We start from the raw sequence: 19,851 nt of genomic DNA, 5'->3' as shown, positions 1-19,851 counted from the left end.
CGGCTGCTAGCCATGCCCCCGGCCCGCGGGCGCATCCGCATAGGCCTTCTTGATCGCGGCTTCCGCATCGACGAGTGCAGCCTTCGGCCCGCGCGGATCGGCCCAGATGAAATCGCCGACCAGTACGAAATCCGCTCCCGCAGCCGCGAATTCGAAGGCTTCCGCCAATGAGGTGGCGAAGCCGACGCACGGCGGCTCGAACAGCTCGGCCCACCAGTCCAGCCGCTCCGCGATCGCCTGCACCGAGGGCCGCTGGCCGTTCGCGTCCGGCTCGCCGAACAGCACGTAATCCGCGCCCATCTCGCCTGCGCTCATGGAATCATGCCGGGTGGCGAGTCCGCCGACGCCGGCGATGCGATCCGGCTTCAGCGACGGCACGGCTTCTTCGAATGCGGCGATGCCGATCAGATGCGCCCCGTCGGCCCCGCCGCGCGCGACCAGCTCGACATGGCCGTCGACGAGCAGCGCCGCGCCGGCCTTCTGCACGACCGGCGCCAGCACCTTCACCCGCGAGATCATCGTGCGCTGGTCGGTTTCCTTCAATCGTACCAGCACGGCCGCGACGTCGGCGGCGGCGAGCAGGGCTGGCAGCTCGCCGACAAGCGAAGCCGGATCGTCGACGAGCGGCGTCGCCAGATAAAGCCGCGGCGCCGGGCGCGCGGGAGCGGAATTGTTCGACAAAGTCTAGGCCGCCTTCTTTTCGAGCCCGCTGTCCCATTCGCCGCGGCTGGCGAGCGCGTTCATCCGCGCACGATGGGAGAAGGCTTTTTGACCGGACGCGACGTTTTCCGCCTTGCCCGACCAGGCCTTCTGCGGCGCGGCCTGGAGCGCGCGGCCATAGGAGAAGGTCAGCCGCCAAGGCAGTGGCCCGGGCCTGTTCATGGCATCGAGATGCGCTGTTGCCTCCTCGTCCGACTGCCCGCCCGAGAGGAACGCGATGCCGGGCACTGCGGCCGGCACGCAGGCCTTGAGGAGACGCACGGTCTTCTCCGCGACCTCCGCAATGGAGGCCTGCTTGGGGCACTTCTTGCCTGAGACTGCCATGTTGGGCTTCAGCACCATGCCTTCGAGCGCGACGCGCTGCACGCGCAGCTCCTGGAACGTCTTGTTGAGCACGCGCTGCGTGACGTCATAGCAGCGGTCGATGTCGTGGTCGCCGTCCATCAGCACCTCCGGCTCGACGATCGGCACGATCTGCGCGGCCTGGCACAGCGCCGCGTAGCGCGCCAGCGCGTGCGCGTTGACGCCGATTGCGGTCATCGAGGGAATGCCGCTGCCGATGTCGATCACCGCGCGCCATTTGGCAAAGCGCGCGCCGCGCTCGTAGTACTTCTTCAGCCGCTCGGCGAGCTTGTCGAGGCCGACGGTGACGAGTTCGCCCGGGCACATCGGCAGGGCCTGCGTGCCTTCGTCGACCTTGATGCCGGGAATGGCGCCGCTCGCTTCGATCAGCTTCACCAGCGGGGTGCCGTCCTTGGCGTTCTGCCAGATCGTCTCGTCATAGAGAATGACGCCGGAGATGTGCTGGCTCATGGCGTCCTTGGCGCGAAACAGCATCTCGCGGTAGTCGCGGCGGTTGTCTTCGGTGGATTCAACGCCGATTGCATCAAAACGCTTCTTGATGGTGCCGGAGGATTCGTCGGCGGCGAGGATGCCCTTGCCGGGCGTAACCATGGCCTGTGCGACCTTGTTGAGCTCAGTCAGATTCATCGAGAGGTCCTCCCAAAACGATGCTGCCTTGCCCGCGAAAATAGACCGTTCTCGGGCAATTGCCGAGTTAACGTTGGTCGCAGGGTAAAAGGGTGGGAGGGAGAGTCGTGTCACAAAGCACGGTGTCATCCGGGATGCGCCGTAAGGCGCAGGCCCGGAATCCATAACCCCGGACTGTGGTTACGGATTCCGGGCTCGCCGCTTTGCGGCGCCCCGGAATGACGAAGGAGTGTGTTTCCCGGCTTTACGCGATCTTCGGGTTGAGCTCGCCCTTGGCGTAGCGCTTGGCCATTTCGGCTGTGGTCAGGACGCGCTTGATCTTGGAGGCTTGGCCCGCGGTGTTGAACTCCTGGAGCCGCTGCTTGCATAGCCTGGTCATGGCTTCCATGGCCGGCTTCAGGTACTTGCGCGGATCGAACTCTTCCGGATTGTCCTTCAGGACCTTGCGGATCTGGCCGGTCATCGCCATGCGATTGTCGGTGTCGATGTTGATCTTGCGCACGCCGTTCTTGATGCCGCGCTGGATCTCCGCGACCGGCACGCCCCAGGTCGGCTTCATCTTGCCGCCATTGGCGTTGATGATCTCCTGAAGCTCCTGCGGCACCGACGAGGAGCCGTGCATCACAAGATGCGTGTTCGGCAGCTTACGGTGGATCTCCTCGATCACGTTCATGGCGAGGATGTCGCCGTCCGGCTTGCGGGTGAACTTGTAGGCACCGTGCGAGGTGCCCATCGCGATCGCGAGCGCGTCGACCTGGGTCTCCTTGACGAACTTCACGGCCTCGTCCGGATTGGTCAGGAGCTGGTCGTGGCTCAGCTTGCCCTCGGCGCCGTGGCCGTCTTCCTTGTCGCCCATGCCGGTCTCGAGCGAGCCGAGCACGCCAAGCTCGCCTTCCACCGAAATGCCACCGAGATGGGCCATGTCGGTCACGGTCTTGGTGACGCCTACGTTGTAGCCCCAGTCGCCAGGCGTCTTGCCGTCGGCCTTCAGCGAGCCGTCCATCATGACGGAGGTGAAGCCGGCCTGGATCGCGGTCATGCAGGTCGCGGGCTCGTTGCCGTGGTCGAGATGCACGCAGACCGGAATATGCGGATAGATCTCGGTGACCGCGTCCATCATGTGCTTGAGCATGACGTCGTTGGCGTAGGAGCGCGCGCCGCGCGAGGCCTGAATGATCACGGGTGCGTCGACCTGGTTGGCCGCGTCCATGATCGCCAGCGCCTGCTCCATATTGTTGATGTTGAAGGCCGGTACGCCGTAATCGTTCTCCGCAGCATGGTCGAGCAATTGACGCAACGTGATCCGAGCCATCTGTGTTTTTCTCCCGTTTGGGCCTTCCGGCCAACTAACTTACTTGGTGCGCAAAACCTCGACGCCGGGCAGGGGCTTGCCTTCCATCCATTCAAGAAATGCGCCACCGGCGGTCGAGACATAGGTGAAATCGGAGCCGACACCAGCCTGGTTGAGCGCCGCGACGGTGTCGCCGCCGCCTGCGATCGAGATCAGCTTCTTGGCCTTGGTGCGCTCGGCGGCGTGCTTGGCGGCGGCCACGGTGCCGCGGTCGAATGGTTGCAACTCGAAAGCCCCGAGCGGTCCGTTCCAGACGAGTGTGGCCGCATCGTCGATCGCGGCATGGATGCGCACCACCGATTGCGGGCCGACGTCGAGAATCATGCCGTCGGCCGGGATCGCGTCGAGGCCATAGGCATGCGATGGCGCGTTGGCAGCGAAATGATAGGCAACGGTGGCGTCCACGGGAAGGATGATGGCGCAGTTCGCGGCCTCTGCCTTCTCCATGATGCGCACCGCCGTTGCGGCGAGATCCTTCTCGGCCAGCGACTTGCCGACCGCGACGCCCTGGGCGTGCAGGAAGGTATTGGCCATGCCGCCGCCGATCACGAGCGCATCGACCTTGCTGACGAGGTTTTCAAGAAGGTCGATCTTGGTCGAGACCTTGGCGCCGCCGATGATCGCGATCACGGGCTTGGTCGGCGCTTCCAGCGCCTTCTCCAGCGCATCCAACTCGGCCTGCATGGTGCGGCCGGCATAGGCCGGCAGCTTGTGGCCAAGGCCCTCGGTCGAGGCGTGGGCGCGGTGCGCGGCGGAGAAGGCATCATTGACCCAGACGTCGCCGAGCTTTGCGAGCTCCGCGACGAAGGCGGGATCGTTCTTCTCCTCTTCCTTGTGGAAGCGCGTGTTTTCCAGGCACAGGATGTCGCCCTCGTTCAATGCCGCAACGGCCTTGGCCGCGGGCTCGCCGATGCAGTCGTCGGCAAACGCGACGGGCTTCTTGATCACCTTGGACAACGCATCCGCAACCGGCTTCAGCGAGTCCTTGGCGTCGCGGCCCTTCGGCCGGCCGAAATGCGCGAGCAGGATGACCTTGCCGCCCTTGTCGGAGATTTCGGTGATGGTCGGCGCGACGCGCTCGAGCCGCGTTGCGTCAGTGACGCGCCCGTTGTCCATGGGCACGTTGAGATCGACGCGCAGCAGCACGCGCTTGCCCTTCACGTCGACGTCGTCGAGGGTGCGGAATGTCTTGGTCATGTTCGGCTCTCTTGTCCCGGGCGCTACTAGCGGCGCGAAGTGCCGCTGTGCTGAACCGGGACCTACGACGGTGACATGGGTCCCGGCTCTGCGGAGCGGCGCTATGCGCTGCACCGCGTCCGGGACACGAAAGCTTGCTTAGATCACCTTGCTCATCGCGACGGCGGTGTCCGCCATGCGGTTCGAAAAACCCCACTCGTTGTCGTACCAGGACATCACGCGCACCAGCGTGCCGTTCTGCACCTTGGTCTGGTCCTCGTGGAACGTGGAGGAGTGCGGGTCGTGGTTGAAGTCGATCGAGACGTTCGGCGCCGTGGTGTAGCCGAGGATGCCCTTGAGCTGCTGCTCGGAGGCGCGCTTCATCGCCGCGTTGATTTCCTTCGCGTCGGTCGCGCGCTTGGCGACGATCTTGAGGTCGATGACCGAGACGTTCGGGGCCGGTACGCGGATCGATACACCGTCGAGCTTGCCCTTCAGCTCGGGCAGCACCAGGCCGATCGCCTTCGCGGCACCCGTCGAGGTCGGGATCATCGACATCGCCGCGGCGCGGCCGCGGTAGAGGTCCTTGTGCAGCGTGTCCAGCGTCGGCTGGTCGCCGGTGTAGGCGTGGATGGTGGTCATGAAGCCGGTCTCGATGCCGACGACGTCGTTCAGTACCTTGGCGACCGGCGCGAGGCAGTTCGTGGTGCAGGAGCCGTTCGAGACGACCAGATGATCCTTGGTCAGCGTCTCGTGGTTGACGCCGTAGACGATGGTCGCGTCTGCGCCGTCAGCGGGCGCGGAGACCAGCACGCGCTTGGCGCCTGCGGTCAGATGCGCGGAGGCCTTCTCCTTGGCGGTGAAGATGCCGGTGCACTCCATCGCGATGTCGATGCCGAGATCCTTCCAGGGCAGCTTCGAGGGATCGCGCTCGGCGGTCACCTTGATCTTGCCGTTGCCGAGATTGATCGTGTCGCCGTCGACAGTCACAGTTCCCGGGAAGCGGCCGTGCACGGAGTCGAAGCGAAGCAGATGCGCGTTGGTCTCGACCGGTCCGAGATCGTTGATGGCGACCACCTCGACGTCCTTGCGGCCGGACTCGGCGATGGCCCGCAGGATGTTGCGGCCGATGCGGCCAAAACCGTTAATTGCAACGCGGACTGCCATCTTTCGTCTCCTTCAATGACCGTTGTCATCCCGCAGAACGCAGCTAGCGCGCATGCGAGGGTTTTTTAGGGCGGACGCCCGGTTCGGCCGGGCGGTACTTGATCATATGGGGAGCTTGGTAGTCCTTTTTTCCGGCAAGCTCAACTCTCAGGAAACGCGCTTCAGGACAGCGTTAACCGCAGCCTCGGCGGTAATTCCAAAGTGCTTGAAAAGGTCCTTGGCAGGCGCGCTCGCGCCGAAGGAGTGCATGCCGATAAATTCACCATCCTGGCCGATCACGGCATCCCAGCCCCAGCGCACTGCGGCCTCGATCGCGACCTTGACGGGAGCGTCGCCGATGATGGCCGCACGCTTGGCCTCTGGTTGCGCTAACAAGAGTTCGAGCGAGGGCACCGAGACCACCCGCGTCGGGATGCCGCGCTCGGCGAGCTGCTTCTGGGCGGCGACCGCGATCTCCACCTCGGAGCCCGAGGCGAACAGCGTCGCCTTGGCTTCGCCTTGGGCTGCGACCAGCTCGTAGGCGCCGTACTGGCAGGGGTTGTCGTTGGCGCTGGTGCGGAGCTGCGGCAGATTCTGGCGCGTCAGCGCCAGCACCGTCGGCCCGTCGATGCGGTTCAGCGCCAGCTCCCAGCACTCGGCGACCTCGATGGAGTCGCACGGGCGGAACACGCGCATGTTCGGAATCGCGCGCAACGCTGCGAGATGCTCGACCGGCTGATGGGTCGGACCGTCTTCGCCAAGCCCGATGGAATCGTGGGTCATCACGTAGACGACGCCAGCGCCCATCAAGGCGGCAATCCGCACCGCAGGCCGTGCGTAGTCCGTGAACACCAGGAAGGTCGCGCCGTTCGGCGCGAAGCCGCCGTGCAGGAAGATGCCGTTCATCGCGGCACACATGCCGTGCTCGCGGATGCCGTAATGGATGAAGCGGCCCTTCGGCGTCCTGGCGGAGAAGGCGACGGCCGACTTCGCCTTGTTGTTGTTGGAGCCGGTGAGGTCGGCTGAACCCGCCAAGAATTCCATCGGCATCGCGGCCGCGATCGCCTCGATCGCCGCTTCCGAGGATTTGCGCGTCGCGACGTTGAGCGGGTTTTCCAGAAGGCCCTTCTTGTGCGCCTTCAGCGCCTTTGCGAGCGAAGCGGGGCGCTCGTGGCGCAGGCGGCGCTCGAACTCGGCGCGCTTGCGGCTGCCAAGTTCACTGATCCGTCCTTCCCATTCCTGCCGTGCGACCGCGCCGCGGCTACCGACCTCACGCCACGCCTTGAGCACGTCGTCGGGCACCGAGAACGGCTCGAGCGAGATGCCGAGATTTTCCTTGGCGGCCTTGAGCTCGTCGGCGCCGAGCGCCTCGCCATGCACCTTCGCGGTGCCGGCCTTATGCGGTGCGCCGTAGCCGATGGTGGTGCGGCAGGCGATCAGCGTCGGCTTGTTGGATTTCTTCGCGCGCGTGATCGCGGCTGATATCGCGGCCTGGTCCTGGCCGTCGATCTTCTCGGCGGCCCAGCCCGCCGACTTGAAGCGCTTCACCTGGTCGACGGAATCGGCGATCGAGGTCGGGCCGTCGATCGAGATGCCGTTGTCGTCATAGAGCACGATCAGCTTGTTCAGCTTCCAGTGCCCGGCCATGGCGATGGCTTCCTGCGACACGCCTTCCATCAGGTCGCCGTCGGAGGCGAGCACGTAGGTGTGGTGGTCGACGATCTTCTTGCCGAACTCGGCGGCCAGCATCTTCTCCGCGAGCGCCATGCCGACTGCGGTCGAGATGCCCTGGCCGAGCGGGCCGGTGGTGGTCTCGATGCCCTTGGTGTGGAAGTTCTCGGGGTGACCGGGGGTGAGCGATCCCAGTTGGCGGAAGTGCTTGAGCTGGTCCAGCGTCATGTCCGGATTGCCGGTCAGGAACAGCAGCGAATAGAGCAGCATCGAGCCGTGGCCGGCCGACAGAACGAAGCGGTCGCGGTCGGGCCAGGCGGGGGCCTGGGCGTCGAATTTCAGGAACTGTGTGAACAGGACGGTCGCGACGTCGGCGGCGCCCATCGGCAGGCCGGGATGGCCGGACTTGGCCTTCTCGACCGCGTCCATCGCGAGCCCGCGGATCGCATTGGCCATACGGGTGGGATCGACCTGCGTCATGTCTGAAATCCGTCTGAAATGAGGCGCTTGGTGGCGGTGTACGCCCGCGCGGGAAGGAGCCTTTCGGCCGCTGAAGGTCGGGGGGTGGATAGCATCTCGGTTCCGGGAGTCCAAGGCAATCGAACGTCATCCCCGGGCGAAAAGTTGCTTCAAGGCGCGATCCGGAAGGCAGCGACCGTGATCGCGCGCGACAGGAACCGGTCGGGGCGGGATGCTCGATCCCGATCTATCGGTGCATAGTTTCGCGGCGGCGTTGCGCTTCGCTTCCCTGCCACGTAAATTTCTGCTTCTAAGCGCTTGCCGAACCGAGTCTTTTGCCGGGCGGCAAGTCCCGGTGAAAAGGCCAACACAAAGGTCCGTCGCTGACTGCATGAGCGATCGCGCTGCCAACAGTTCCGCTATGACGGAGTCCGCCGCCGTCGAGATCGAGATCGCGACGCGCAGACTCACGGCGGCGCTCGATGCGCTGGAGAGCGCGGTCGAGCGACGGCGCGATGCCGATCGCGACGAGAACGAGCTCGCGACGCGCATTCAGGCGTTGGGCACGGATCGCTCGCGACTCGCGGACGAGCTCGACGGTGCGCTGATGAAGGCGCGCAAGCTCGAGCGCACCAATCGCGAAATCTCCGATCGGCTGGATTCGGCAATCGTCACGATACGCTCGGTGCTCGATACCGGAGAGGATGGATGAGCCATATCAACGTCACCATCAACGGCCGGCAATATCGCATGGCCTGCGAGGAAGGGCAGGAGGTGCGGCTGCTGAAGCTCGCCGAAGGCCTGGAATCGCGGATTCAGAACCTGCGCGGAAAATTCGGCGAGATCGGCGATGCGCGGCTCACCGTGATGGCGGCGCTCACCGCATGCGACGAGCTGGTCGATGCCGGCAACCGCATCCGCACGCTGGAAGCCGAGGTGAACGAACTGCGGGATTTCCGCAATGCTGCCGCCGAGCGCGCCCGGATGACGCAGACCGCGGTGGTCAATGCGCTCAACGCCGCGGCCGAGCGCATCGAGAAATCGACCCAGGTCCTGAACCGGACCGTCGGCAACGGGATTGCGATCGGCTGACCAAGGAGCGGGCTGGCGATTCGCCAGCGTCGTTGCTACATTGCCTCGAGCGAAGCTGTGGCGCGCGTCAGGAGCCATATATCCCCGGGGCCTTATCGATCCTTTAGGGAACTGTCCCTGGCCGGGCCCGTGGGCTCGGACATATGGTGCCCACCTACTTTCGTAGGGAACTCCGGGATCGAGTGCTTCAACGGCGTTTACGGCTTCGCGCTCTTGTTTGCTTCCGACTTGTGCCTGTCTAATTTGCGTCCCCGACACGCCTGCGGTTGAAGTTAGTCTCGGTGTCATGCCCCGCGCAAGCGGGGCATCCAGTATGCCGCGCTGTCGAGGTTCATGCTCTGGCGTCTCTGGAATACTGGATCGCCCGCTTTCGCGGGCGATGACGGCAGAACAGGCTTCTGCCTCAGGGAAAACGCTGATGACCAACTCCAAAGCCGAACTCCGTGCCAAGGCTCTCGCCAAGCGCGATGCGCTCAGCGAGAAGAAGCGCAGTGCTGCCGCCGCGAAGCTCGGCAAGCGCGGCCTGCCGTTCGAGATCGCGCCCGGCAGCATCGTCTCCGGCTATTCGCCGATCCGCAGCGAGATCGATCCGGTGCCCCTGATGCAGAAGCTCGCGGCCGACGGCGCGCGGTTGGCGCTGCCATGCGTCACCACGCGTGGCAAGTCACTGATCTTCCGCATCTGGCATCCGAGCGACCGGCTGATGCTCGGCCCGCTCGGCATTCCCGAGCCCTCGCCGGCGGCGGCCGAGGTCATCCCCGACATCATGCTGACACCGCTTGCCGCGTTCGATCGTCTCGGCCACCGCATCGGCTATGGCGCGGGACATTACGACTTCACCTTCGCGCATTTGCGCAAGACCAAGCACGTCGTCGGCGTCGGGCTCGCATTCGCGGCGCAGGAGATCGAGACTGTTCCCGCACTATCGCACGACGTCGCGCTGGATTATGTGCTAACGGAAACGGACGTGTTCGATTTCCGGAGTTCTGAAGTTGCGCATTCTCTTCGTGGGTGACGTCGTCGGCCGAGCCGGCCGCGCGGCGATCGCCGAACACCTGCCCAACATGGTTCGCGACTGGTCGCTCGATTTCGTCGTCGTCAACGGCGAAAATTCCGCCGGCGGTTTCGGGATCACGGAAGCAATCTATCAGGAGTTGCTCGACGCTGGCGCCGACGCGGTCACGCTCGGCAACCATTCCTGGGACCAGCGCGAGGCGCTGGTGTTCATCGAGCGCGCCGAGCGCCTGGTGCGGCCGGCGAACTATCCGCGTGGCACGCCGGGCCGCGGCGCCGCCCTGGTCGAGACCAAGAACGGCCGCCGCGCGCTCGTCGTCAATGCGCTGGGCCGTGTCTTCATGACGCCGTTCGACGATCCCTTTGCCGCGCTCGAGCGCGAGCTCAGCGCCTGTCCGCTGCGCGAGGCGGCCGATGCGATCGTGGTCGATTTCCATTGCGAGGCGACCAGCGAGAAGCAGGGCATCGGCTTCTTCTGCGACGGCCGCGCCAGCCTCGTCGTCGGCACACATACGCATGTGCCGACCGCCGATCACCAGATCCTGCCCGGCGGCACCGCCTACATGACCGATGCCGGCATGACCGGCGACTACGATTCGATCATCGGCATGCAGAAGGAAGAGCCGCTGCGCCGCTTCACGTCAGGAATTCCCTCCGGCCGGTTCGAGCCGGCGATGGGCACGGCGACGCTGAGCGGGGTCGCGGTGGAGACGGACGATGCAACGGGGCTGGCGTTGAAGATTGCGCCGGTGCGCGCGGGTGGCCGGCTCGAGCCGGCGACGCCGAGGTTCTGGTTGAGTTAGCTGATCCGCGACGCCACCCGCTCGGTGTCGTCCTGGCGAAAGCCAGGACCCATACCGCGTGATCTATCGATTATGGTTAGTGCTAGTCCCCGACCAGTCTTCGCCAAACGACTGCCTGTGGTTATGGGACCTGGCTTTCGCCAGGACGACGTTGGGGGAGCATTGCACCGTGTCTCCACTGCACGGCACTTCCTGCCGCTCACCCCTGCCTAAACCCCATCCGGAAGGCACCCCAGTGCTTTCCCTTGACGATGATCGGCGAGGACAAATCCTTCATCAGCACGAACTGGCCGCCGCCCATGTCGCGGCGGTAGGTTTGCAGCAGGAACGGCTTTGTGTTCGCCGCGACCTTCTTCACCGCGCGGTCGTTGAACAGGCGGCGGTTGCGGCAATTGGCGTTGTTCCAGACGGGGTCCTTGCCCTGCGGCAGGCGATAGTTCGGATTGTGGGTCGGCAGATAGCCGCCCTTCGCCCAGGCGACGCAGAACACGATGCGCGGGTCCGACTTCTGGATCGGGTCCTGGATCGCCGGAAGCACGCGGTCGGTGAAGTCGACGTAGCTGGTGAGAAATTGCTTGGGATCGGTGCCGGGAATCTCGCGATATTTCTCGTCCATGAGCTGATCGAGCGTGATCTCGCCGCGGTCGATCCCTGCCTCGAACTCGGCCGAGATGCGTTTGGCGGTGTCGACGACGACGCGGATCAGAGGCGCGTCCGACGTCTCCACGCCGCTGTCGGCGATCAGCGCGATCAGGCTCTCGGAGGTGTCGAGCAGCTTTGCCACCCGCTCATCGGCATTCCTGAGATCGCGCGAGGAGAGATCGACGCCCTTGGCGAGCTCGCTGAGCTCCGAGATCACGGTGTCGCAATGGCCGAGATTGGAGGTCGCAGCGCGGGCGACGCTGTCGATCTCCGCCCCCACGGACGCAAAGCCCTGCTGCACGCGGCTGATGATGCCGGAGATCTGCTGCGCGCCGTCGCCGGCGTTCTTCGCACGTAGCGAGGCATCACCGCTTTCGCCGATCAGGCTGCCGATCTGGCCGTCGAGATCGCGCACGGTGTCCGAAATCTGTTGCGTGGCCTGGCGGGTTGCTTCCGCAAGGCTCTTCACCTCGCTCGCCACGACGGCGAAGCCGCGGCCGGCGCTGCCGGCGCGTGCCGCCTCGATGGTGGCGTTGAGCGCGAGCAGGTTGGTCTGCTTCGCAATCGCCTCGATCGAGCCGGAGACCTTGGCGACCTGGCTCAGCGCCGAGCCGACCGCGGCAAGCCGTGCCTCGATGCGAGCGACGGCTGCAACGAGCTCGGAGATGTGGCTGACCGCGGTCTCGACCACGTCGCGCGACTGCGCGATCTCGCCGACCGCGGTGGATGTCGTCGATTGCACCGCCTGCGAGGCATTGGCGATCTCGCGATTGGCCGAGACCATGGTCTCGGCCGTCTTCTGCAGATGGTGGAACCGCTCCGACTGACCGGCGACGCGGTTGGCGACCTCCTGGACGTTGCCGGCGATGTCGGCGAGCTCAACCCCGAGGCCGCCAATGCGATCGGCGAGCTGGTCTATGAGGCGTTCGGCCAGCGTCCGGTTGGATGACGCGTCCATGACTGCACGCTGCACGACGGACATGTTTGAACTTCCTCCAGTCGGAGTCGCCTATCGACTCACCAACGGCATTCCCATTCCCATTTCAAAGCGTGATTCGTTTTAATGCTGATTCGCGCTTTGCCGTCTTGCCTGAGCGTGCACTAGGTGCGCGATAACGTCAGGGTGAATTGTCATCGCGCTTCAGGTCTTTGCTCGTGCACGGTCTTTTCGGAAGCGCTCCGTACTTTCCGGGATCATGCTTTAAAGTTTGTAGGCGGTCCGGAACCCGCCCCAGTGTCGGCCCTGCACGCGGATCGGCACGTCGATCTCGCGCATCATCACCGTGTTGCCGTTGCCCATGTCGCGCGCGTAGCTCTGCACCAGATAGGAGCGCAGATTGCGCGCCGCAGCGAGGCCCGCGGGGTCGTTGAAGATGCGCCGGTTGCGACTGTTTGCCGTGTTCCAGGCGACATCGCCCGGGCACTGCGGATGCGAATAGATCTTGTTGTGCACCGGCAGGAAGCCGTTGCGGTCGACCATGGCGCAGAACGCCATGCGTGGATCCTTCGCCAGGAATGCTTCCTGGAAGGAGGGGAGGGCGCGGTCGGCCCAGTCGAGATATCTTGTGCGGTACTGCTGCGGATTGGTGCCTGATATTTCCGCGTAGTCGGTGTCGAAGAGATCGTCGAGCCTGACCTCGCCGCGCGCGACCGCCTGCTCGAAGATCCTCGTCAGCGCAGCGCCCGCTTCCATTGCGCGGGTCACGAACTCGGTGTTCTCTTCGTGGATCGACCAGAGCTTGTCCTCGATCTTTTCGCGCAGCTCGGCATTCGGCGCCTGGAACTGCGCCCGCGCGCCGGCCTTGGACTGCTCGGCGACGCGCAGGCGGCAGGCGCCGATATCCTGGAGCAGGCCGTCGATGGTCTCGTGCACCGAAAGCCTCGCTGCGTCCGCGCCGCCGATCAGGACGCCGTCCATCGCAATCTCGTAGACCGGCATCAATGCGCGGCCACCCCTGATCTCGAGCTTGAGATGGCAGGGCAGGCGCTCGGTCTTGCGGCGGTCGTCGCCGTCACTCTGCCTGAGCAGCACCGTGCAGCGCGATTTCAGCTTCTGCGCGAACGTCGTGACCGCCTTGCCGGCGCTGGAGACGCTTTCGCCATGCGCTTCCGCCGCCTTGGTGGCGGCATCGATCTCGGCGGCGCTGTCGCCGACGGATACGATGAATTGGGATGCGGTCGCGGCGTTGCCGGAGACTTCGCTGGTGGTCGCGGTCTGCTCGGCGACGGCGCCGTTGACGGTGTCGAACACCGGGCGGATCGCCTCGATCGCCTGCGAGATGCGGTGCACGGCTTCCGCCGAGCCTTCTGCATCCTTTTGCAGCGCTTCGATCTTCCTGGTGATCTCGTCGGTCGCGCTCTGGGTCTGCACCGCGAGCGCCTTCACCTCGGTCGCAACAACGGCAAAGCCTTTGCCGGCAGCGCCGGCGCGCGCCGCCTCGATGGTCGAGTTCAGCGCGAGCAGCGTGGTCTGGCGCGCGATCTGCGCGATCAGGTTGACGACGTTGCCGATCGCGGCGGAGGATTCGCGCAGGCGGTCGACATTGGCGCGGGCTTCCTGCGCGGCGGCGCTGGCAGCATCCGCAAGCTTGCCGGCCTCGCGGACCTGGGCGCCGATGCCCCGCGCGGACTGGGTGAATTTGTCGGCCGCGGTGGCAAAGGTGGTGGCGGTCGATTGCGCGGCGCTGCTGCGCCCCGTGAGCGCATCGGTGCGTTCGCGGATCGTCGCGAGCGTGTTGGCGGTCGCTTCCGCCCCGCCGGCGACCGATTGGGCGGCGCGCTCGAGCTGGCGGATCATCGCGCCGAGCTCGAGTTCCAGAAGCTCAAGAATTTCCTTGGCCGAATCGCCTTCCGGCGCAGCAACGGGCTCGGCCACGGCCTGGGTCACCTGCGGCGCTGCCGCGGCCTGTTCCGGCAGACGCTTCCGAAGGAATCCGAAGGCCATCAGGTTGCTCTTGTCGGGGGACGGGATGTGGATATTTTCACATCCCGAAATGAAGTCAGGGTTAACAGGTGCCTGATGGCGCGGCATCTGGCCCTACGATGCTACCTTCAAGTATACTCTTTCATTCCAGGGGGCTCGCGGCCTATAAGGCCCGCGCTTCGATCCCTTACATTGCCCCTGACCTTGGCTGACGATTCCTCGAGAGACCACGCATGGCCGGACATTCCCAATTCAAGAACATCATGCACCGCAAGGGGCGGCAGGATGCGCAGAAGTCGAAGCTCTTCGGCAAGCTCGCTCGCGAAATCACCGTCGCGGCCAAGCTCGGCACGCCGGATCCCAACATGAATCCGCGCCTGCGCGCGGCCGTGATCGCGGCGCGCCAGGAGAACATGCCGAAGGACAATATCGAACGCGCCATCAAGAAGGCGCTCGGCAGCGACGGCGAGAACTATGACGAGATCCGCTACGAGGGCTATGGCCCCGGCGGCGTCGCCGTCATCGTCGAGGCGCTGACCGACAACCGCAATCGCGCGGCCTCCGACATCCGCTCCTTCTTCACCAAATCCGGCGGAAATCTCGGCGAAACCGGCTCGGTGTCCTTCATGTTCGACCGCACCGGCATCATCGAATATGACCGCAGCGTCGCGTCAGATGACGCGGTGCTCGATGCCGCGATCGAGGCCGGCGCCGACGACGTGATCTCGAGCGAGAACGGCCACGAGATCTACGCCTCGACCGAAAGCTACCGCGATGTGGCCAAGGCGCTCGAGGCGAAGTTCGGCGAGCCGCGCAAGGCCGCGTTGATCTGGAAGCCGCAGAACACGGTCGCCGTCGATGACGAGACCGGCGAGAAGCTGCTCAAGTTGATGGACCTGCTCAACGAGCACGACGACGTCCAGAACGTCTACGCCAATTTCGAGGTGTCGGACGCGCTGATCGCGAAGATGGGCGGCTGAGGTCGTCTCGTGTCCCGGACGCGACGCGGCGTGAAACGCTGCGGCGCAGAGCCGGGACCCACGCTTCCCGTGCCGATGAGGGATGGGCCGCGGTTCAGCAGCGCATCACTGCGTGCTGCGCTGCGCCCGGGGCACGAGAGCTTAGTTCCCCTGTTACTTCCGTTCCGTTTCTGTTTCCCTCCCTCCGGCCAGCCGCTATCACTGGCCCATGACCGCGCCCCCGATTCGCCAGCCCGTCCGAATCATCGGCATCGACCCCGGCCTGCGCCGCACCGGCTGGGGCGTGATCGAGGCCGAGGGCAATCGCCTCGTCTATGTCGCCTGCGGCTCGGTGGAACCGCCGGACGGGCTACCGCTGTCGAGCCGGCTGCTCGCGATCCACGAGGGGCTCGCTGCCGTGCTCTCCAACCACAAGCCGATGGAAGCCGCGGTCGAGCAGACTTTCGTCAACAAGGACGGCGTCGCGACGCTGAAGCTCGGCCAGGCCCGCGGCGTTGCCATGCTGGCGCCCGCGATGTTCGGCATCACGGTGGCCGAATACGCGCCCAACCAGGTCAAGAAGACCGTGGTCGGCGCCGGTCATGCCGACAAGAACCAGATCGCGGTGATGCTGAAGATCCTGCTGCCCAAGGCCGAGCCGCCGTCGGCGGACGCCGCCGACGCCCTCGCCATCGCCATTACCCACGCCCATCACCGGCAGAGTGCCGCCCTGCGCTTGAAGGTGGTCGGGTTATGATCGGCAAGCTCAAGGGCCTGATCGATTCCTACGGCGAGGATTTCGTTATCCTTGACGTCGGCGGCGTCGGCTACCAGGTGCATTGCTCGACGCGCACGCTGCAGCATCTGCCCTCGCCCGGCGAAGCCGCCGTGCTCTCGATCGAAACTTACGTCCGCGAGGATCAGATCAAACTGTTCGGCTTCCGCTCCGACCAGGAGCGCGAATGGTTTCGCCTGCTCCAGACCGTGCAGGGCGTCGGTGCCAAGGTTGCTCTCGCCGTGCTCGGCACGCTGTCGCCGGCTGACCTCGCGAACGCGATCGCGCTGCGCGACAAGGCCGCGGTGTCGCGCACGCCCGGCGTCGGTCCCAAGGTCGCCGAGCGCATCGTCACCGAATTGAAGGACAAGGCGCCGGCATTCGCCAATGTCGATCCGCACGTCGTGCACCTCGCCGGCGCCGTCGACGACCAGCGCGCCCCGCGACCCGTCGCGGACGCGATCTCCGCGCTGGTCAATCTCGGCTACGGCCAGCCGCAGGCGGCAGCCGCCATTGCCACGGCGTCACGCAATGCCGGCGAGAATGCGGAAACCGCGCAGCTCATTCGCCTGGGTCTGAAAGAATTGTCAAAATAGACTATCCTGCGCGGCCGTTGACTGACGAAGGAATGTATTTCCCACCATGCTGAGCAATAAAGACAAGGAACTCATTGCCGCCGCGACCAAGGCGATCAGCCAGCGCTATCGCAACAAATGGCAGGAGGTGGGGGCTGCGATGCGCACCCGCGATGGCCGCATCGTCACGGGCGTGAACATCGACGCCTATATCGGCCGCAACGCGGTCTGCGCGGAGGCGATCGCGATCGGACGCGCCATTACGGAGACGGGCGATCACGGCATCGAGACCATCGTCGCGGTGCGTCATCCGAAGCCAGGCGAACCCGGCGATATCGCCGTCGTCTCGCCCTGCGGCATCTGCCGCGAGTTGATCCATGACTATGACGCCAAGGCGCGGGTCATCGTTCCCGACAACGGCCGCGAGCCGAAGGTTGCGAGCATCGGCGAGCTGTTGCCGAACAAGTACCGGCGAGGCAACGAGTGAACACGCCCTCCCGCATCGTCACGCCCGAGCGCCGCAGCGACGATGTCGGCGACACGGCGCTGCGTCCGCAGTCGCTCACCGAGTTCGTCGGCCAGCAGCAGGCGCGCAAGAACCTCTCCATCTTCATCGAGGCTGCGCGCAAGCGCGGCGAGGCGCTGGATCACGTGTTGTTCGTGGGGCCCCCCGGCCTCGGCAAAACCACGCTGGCGCAGATCGTGGCGCGCGAGCTCGGCGTCGGCTTTCGCGCCACATCGGGCCCCGTGATCGCCAAGGCCGGCGATCTCGCCGCGCTTCTGACCAATCTGGAAGAACGCGACGTGCTCTTCATCGACGAGATCCATCGCCTGAGCCCCGCAGTGGAAGAGGTGCTCTATCCCGCGATGGAGGATTTCCAGCTCGACCTCATCATCGGCGAGGGCCCGGCGGCGCGCTCGGTCAAGATCGAGCTCGCAAAGTTCACCCTCGTCGGCGCGACGACGCGTGCCGGCCTTCTCACCAATCCGCTGCGCGATCGTTTCGGCATTCCGATCCGGCTGAACTTCTATACGGTCGAGGAGCTGGAAGGTATCGTCAGCCGCGGTGCGCGCGTGCTCAATGTCGGCATGAGCCCGGATGGCGCCAACGAGATCGCGCGCCGCGCCCGCGGCACGCCGCGCATCGCCGGCCGGCTGCTCAGGCGGGTGCGCGATTTCGCTTCGGCTGCGAACGCCGATACCATTGATCGCGAGATCGCCGACCATGCGCTGAGCGCGCTCGAGGTCGATGCCGCGGGCCTGGACGCCATGGACCGGCGCTACCTCTCGACGATCGCGCTGAACTATGGCGGCGGCCCGGTCGGCGTCGAGACCATGGCGGCCGCGCTGTCCGAGCCGCGCGACGCGATCGAGGACATCATCGAGCCCTATCTGATCCAGTGCGGCTATCTCCAGCGCACCCCGCGCGGCCGTCTCCTCACCACGCACGCCTTCCGCCATCTCGGCCTTGCTGAGCCCTCGCGCGATACGGCACAGTTCGGCTTGTTCGGCACGGACGAGAGCGACGACTAGAGCGACGTTGAACCCACCTGTTTTGTGCTCCCACTAATGCGGACCCGCGGCGATCGGGGGCGCCGTTACTGCACATTGGCTGGAGTGGGAAGAATGGGGCTGAGTGAGCACGCAACACTGCTTGAAACCATCGCGTCCGCACCGCAACTGCGGACGCCTGACGAGACTGAAGCGCTTCTCGATCCGATGCCGCTGGCCGAGCTGGCCTCGATGTGGTGCGCGCTTCAGCGCGTCAGCCGGCGCGACCAGGCCGGCAGTGTCTGGGCGCTAAAACTCTATTTCGATCGTCTGCCGCATCGCCGGCCGCAGTGTGCGCTCGATCTCATTCTTGACGTGCTGAGGACCGAGACCGACAAGCCGACGGTGATGCAGCTCAACGACAAGTTCTTGCTGGCGCTGCTCTACGCCCACGGCGACGAGGTGATCGTGCGTATCGAGCATGAGGCGAAGCACAATGCGCGGCTGCGGTGGCTGCTCGGGGGCGTGCATCTGGGCGAGCAGGAGCCGCTGATGCGGCGCATCGCCGGGATCGCCAATGATGCGGCCTGGCATGCCGATCACATGGCCCAGCGCACTCCGCGCGGGCCGCTCGATTGCGCTGGCCTGTCGCTGTCCGAGCTGGCGCAGGCCTGGATCGAGCAATATTCCAGGTCCGACCGCGACCAGGACGACAATCTGTTCGTGATCATGGATTTCGAGCGCGATTTGCGCGAGGATGATCCCGACCGGATGATCGACCTGATCCTGGAGATCCTCAAGGTGGAGTCCAATCCCGTGCTGCTGTCGCTGCTGGCGGCAGGCCCTCTCGAGGACGTGATCAGCCTGCGCACGATCGACCGTATCGAGCGCGAGGCCCGCGCCGACAGGCGATTCCATGACTTGCTCGGCGGCGTCTGGTATTACCGGGCGTCCGACGAATTGAAGACGCGTCTGGATGCGCTGGTCGGCGCGAGGGACCGTTAACGTTTCTGCTGACGATCTGCACAAACGCAACCGAATTCCGCTACAATCGCTCGTCACTCTCTGCCTGCATCACGGGTAAGGATCTCATGTTTTCTCGGCGGCATCTCTTGCGATTGATGGGCGGGTTCGGCGCCTTTGGCGTCTCGACCGCGGCCTATGGCTTCGGCGTCGAACCGGCGCAGCTGCGAGTGACCCGCTACGACCTCTCGCCGTCGCAATGGCCTTCCGATTTCAGGCTGAAGATCGCGGTCATCGCCGATCTCCACGCCTGCGATCCCTGGATGTCGCTCGATCGGATCGAGGGCATCGTTGCGCGCACCAATGGCCTCGCCCCCGATTTGACCGTCCTGCTCGGCGATTACGTCGTCAGCCAGCGCCATATGAGGCGGGCCATTCCGGCGGGCGAATGGGCGTCGGTGCTGAGTCGTCTGAAGGCGCCGCTCGGTGTGCACGCGATCCTGGGCAATCACGATTGGTGGGACGACCGGACCGTGCAGCGCGAAGGCAAGGGGCATCCGGTTGCACGGCAGGCGCTGGAAGCCGCCGGGATTCCGGTCTACGAAAATGACGCGCAGCGCCTGGTCTACGCGGGCCGTCCGTTCTGGCTCGCTGGGCTCGGCGATCAACTCGCCTATGTGCCGGCGCGACGCTTTCGTCCCCTCCGCCGCGTTGGCGTCGACGATCTCGCCGTCACGCTCGGCAAGATCACCGACAGCGCACCCGTAATCCTGCTCGCGCATGAGCCGGACATTGCCGCACGCGTGCCGTCGCGCGTCGCGCTGCAGCTCTCCGGTCATACCCACGGTGGCCAGGTGCGGCTGCTCGGTTGGTCGCCGATTGCGCCGTCGGGACAGGAACTCTCCTATGGCCATATCCGCAAGAATTGCGACATCATCGTCTCCGGCGGGCTCGGTTGCAGCCTCATGCCCTTCCGCCTCGGTGTTCCCCCGGAAATCGTGCTGGTGACACTTGGAAATGCAGGGCAGGCGGTGTCGTAGCCACTGCTTGCGCGTTGGGCTGATTTGCGCAAAACACGAAGCTTCGACAATGAACCGAGGC

At 65.3% G+C, this 19,851-nt stretch carries 19 protein-coding genes and 1 other RNA gene; 12 read left to right on the top strand and 8 right to left on the bottom strand.

Going from position 1 to position 19,851, the window contains the following annotated elements; translation table 11 throughout:
• Window positions 1–6: 6 nt before the first annotated feature.
• The 6 genes from SO140_RS07625 to tkt all read right to left on the bottom strand — a co-directional run bounded on the left by SO140_RS07625 (window position 7) and on the right by tkt (window position 7,534).
• Window positions 7–681, bottom strand: coding sequence for a thiamine phosphate synthase (locus tag SO140_RS07625; RefSeq protein WP_449376958.1), 675 nt, complete (start codon window positions 679–681; stop codon window positions 7–9).
• A gap of 3 nt (window positions 682–684) precedes the next feature.
• A complete protein-coding gene (locus tag SO140_RS07620) occupies window positions 685–1,710 on the bottom strand; it encodes a class I fructose-bisphosphate aldolase (protein WP_449376957.1) in 1,026 nt (341 codons plus the stop codon).
• Between the two features lie 244 nt (window positions 1,711–1,954).
• Window positions 1,955–3,022 carry a class II fructose-bisphosphate aldolase gene (gene fba / locus SO140_RS07615; RefSeq protein ID WP_449376956.1) on the bottom strand — a complete coding sequence of 356 codons (1,068 nt, stop codon included), beginning with the start codon at window positions 3,020–3,022 and terminating at the stop codon, window positions 1,955–1,957.
• A 39-nt stretch (window positions 3,023–3,061) separates the two neighbouring features.
• Window positions 3,062–4,258 carry a phosphoglycerate kinase gene (locus SO140_RS07610; RefSeq protein ID WP_449376955.1) on the bottom strand — a complete coding sequence of 399 codons (1,197 nt, stop codon included), beginning with the start codon at window positions 4,256–4,258 and terminating at the stop codon, window positions 3,062–3,064.
• A 138-nt stretch (window positions 4,259–4,396) separates the two neighbouring features.
• The gene (gap, locus tag SO140_RS07605) at window positions 4,397–5,404 is read right to left on the bottom strand and encodes a type I glyceraldehyde-3-phosphate dehydrogenase (RefSeq protein ID WP_449376954.1); all 1,008 of its coding nucleotides are present in this window, start codon (window positions 5,402–5,404) and stop codon (window positions 4,397–4,399) included.
• Window positions 5,405–5,551: 147 nt separating this feature from the next.
• Window positions 5,552–7,534 carry a transketolase gene (gene tkt, locus SO140_RS07600; protein ID WP_474799069.1) on the bottom strand — a complete coding sequence of 661 codons (1,983 nt, stop codon included), beginning with the start codon at window positions 7,532–7,534 and terminating at the stop codon, window positions 5,552–5,554.
• 370 nt (window positions 7,535–7,904) lie between these two features.
• Here tkt and SO140_RS07595 point away from each other — a divergent pair, with 370 nt between their 5' ends.
• From SO140_RS07595 to SO140_RS07575, 5 genes are all read left to right on the top strand, one after another.
• Entirely contained in the window at window positions 7,905–8,225 is a 321-nt protein-coding gene (locus SO140_RS07595; RefSeq protein ID WP_449376952.1) for a DUF4164 domain-containing protein, read from the top strand.
• Window positions 8,222–8,605, top strand: coding sequence for a cell division protein ZapA (locus tag SO140_RS07590; protein ID WP_027521843.1), 384 nt, complete (start codon window positions 8,222–8,224; stop codon window positions 8,603–8,605). Before SO140_RS07595 ends, SO140_RS07590 begins: the two co-directional genes overlap by 4 nt.
• Before the next feature lie 49 nt (window positions 8,606–8,654).
• Window positions 8,655–8,815: non-coding RNA, 6S RNA (gene ssrS / locus SO140_RS07585), on the top strand.
• A gap of 208 nt (window positions 8,816–9,023) precedes the next feature.
• Window positions 9,024–9,620, top strand: a complete 597-nt coding sequence (locus tag SO140_RS07580; protein ID WP_449376951.1) for a 5-formyltetrahydrofolate cyclo-ligase — start codon at window positions 9,024–9,026, stop codon at window positions 9,618–9,620.
• Entirely contained in the window at window positions 9,598–10,422 is an 825-nt protein-coding gene (locus SO140_RS07575; RefSeq protein WP_449376950.1) for a TIGR00282 family metallophosphoesterase, read from the top strand. The genes SO140_RS07580 and SO140_RS07575 overlap by 23 nt, the downstream gene beginning before the upstream one ends.
• A 199-nt stretch (window positions 10,423–10,621) precedes the next feature.
• On the opposite strand, the gene SO140_RS07570 is transcribed toward SO140_RS07575, so the two are convergent.
• Both SO140_RS07570 and SO140_RS07565 read right to left on the bottom strand, forming a co-directional pair.
• Entirely contained in the window at window positions 10,622–12,046 is a 1,425-nt protein-coding gene (locus SO140_RS07570) for a methyl-accepting chemotaxis protein (protein WP_449376949.1), read from the bottom strand.
• Window positions 12,047–12,265: 219 nt separating this feature from the next.
• Window positions 12,266–14,008 carry a methyl-accepting chemotaxis protein gene (locus SO140_RS07565; protein ID WP_449376948.1) on the bottom strand — a complete coding sequence of 581 codons (1,743 nt, stop codon included), beginning with the start codon at window positions 14,006–14,008 and terminating at the stop codon, window positions 12,266–12,268.
• A gap of 212 nt (window positions 14,009–14,220) precedes the next feature.
• Between SO140_RS07565 and SO140_RS07560 the strand changes: the two genes are divergently transcribed.
• From SO140_RS07560 to SO140_RS07530, 7 genes are all read left to right on the top strand, one after another.
• On the top strand, window positions 14,221–14,967 hold the full coding sequence (locus SO140_RS07560) for a YebC/PmpR family DNA-binding transcriptional regulator (RefSeq protein WP_449376947.1): 747 nt from the start codon (window positions 14,221–14,223) through the stop codon (window positions 14,965–14,967).
• Between the two features lie 208 nt (window positions 14,968–15,175).
• Window positions 15,176–15,703, top strand: a complete 528-nt coding sequence (ruvC, locus tag SO140_RS07555; RefSeq protein WP_449376946.1) for a crossover junction endodeoxyribonuclease RuvC — start codon at window positions 15,176–15,178, stop codon at window positions 15,701–15,703.
• A complete protein-coding gene (ruvA, locus tag SO140_RS07550; protein WP_449376945.1) occupies window positions 15,700–16,317 on the top strand; it encodes a Holliday junction branch migration protein RuvA in 618 nt (205 codons plus the stop codon). The genes ruvC and ruvA overlap by 4 nt, the downstream gene beginning before the upstream one ends.
• Before the next feature lie 46 nt (window positions 16,318–16,363).
• Window positions 16,364–16,783 carry a cytidine deaminase gene (locus SO140_RS07545; RefSeq protein ID WP_449376944.1) on the top strand — a complete coding sequence of 140 codons (420 nt, stop codon included), beginning with the start codon at window positions 16,364–16,366 and terminating at the stop codon, window positions 16,781–16,783.
• Window positions 16,780–17,829 carry a Holliday junction branch migration DNA helicase RuvB gene (gene ruvB, locus SO140_RS07540; RefSeq protein ID WP_449376943.1) on the top strand — a complete coding sequence of 350 codons (1,050 nt, stop codon included), beginning with the start codon at window positions 16,780–16,782 and terminating at the stop codon, window positions 17,827–17,829. The genes SO140_RS07545 and ruvB overlap by 4 nt, the downstream gene beginning before the upstream one ends.
• 93 nt (window positions 17,830–17,922) lie before the next feature.
• A complete protein-coding gene (locus SO140_RS07535; RefSeq protein ID WP_449376942.1) occupies window positions 17,923–18,792 on the top strand; it encodes a DUF6869 domain-containing protein in 870 nt (289 codons plus the stop codon).
• Window positions 18,793–18,878: 86 nt separating this feature from the next.
• The gene (locus tag SO140_RS07530) at window positions 18,879–19,790 is read left to right on the top strand and encodes a metallophosphoesterase (protein WP_449376941.1); all 912 of its coding nucleotides are present in this window, start codon (window positions 18,879–18,881) and stop codon (window positions 19,788–19,790) included.
• Window positions 19,791–19,851: the final 61 nt, after the last annotated feature.

This window comes from Bradyrhizobium sp. UFLA05-108 (genome assembly GCF_059803455.1).
Note: the sequence above shows the minus strand (reverse complement) of the source record. Positions and strands in the feature narration are given on the sequence as shown.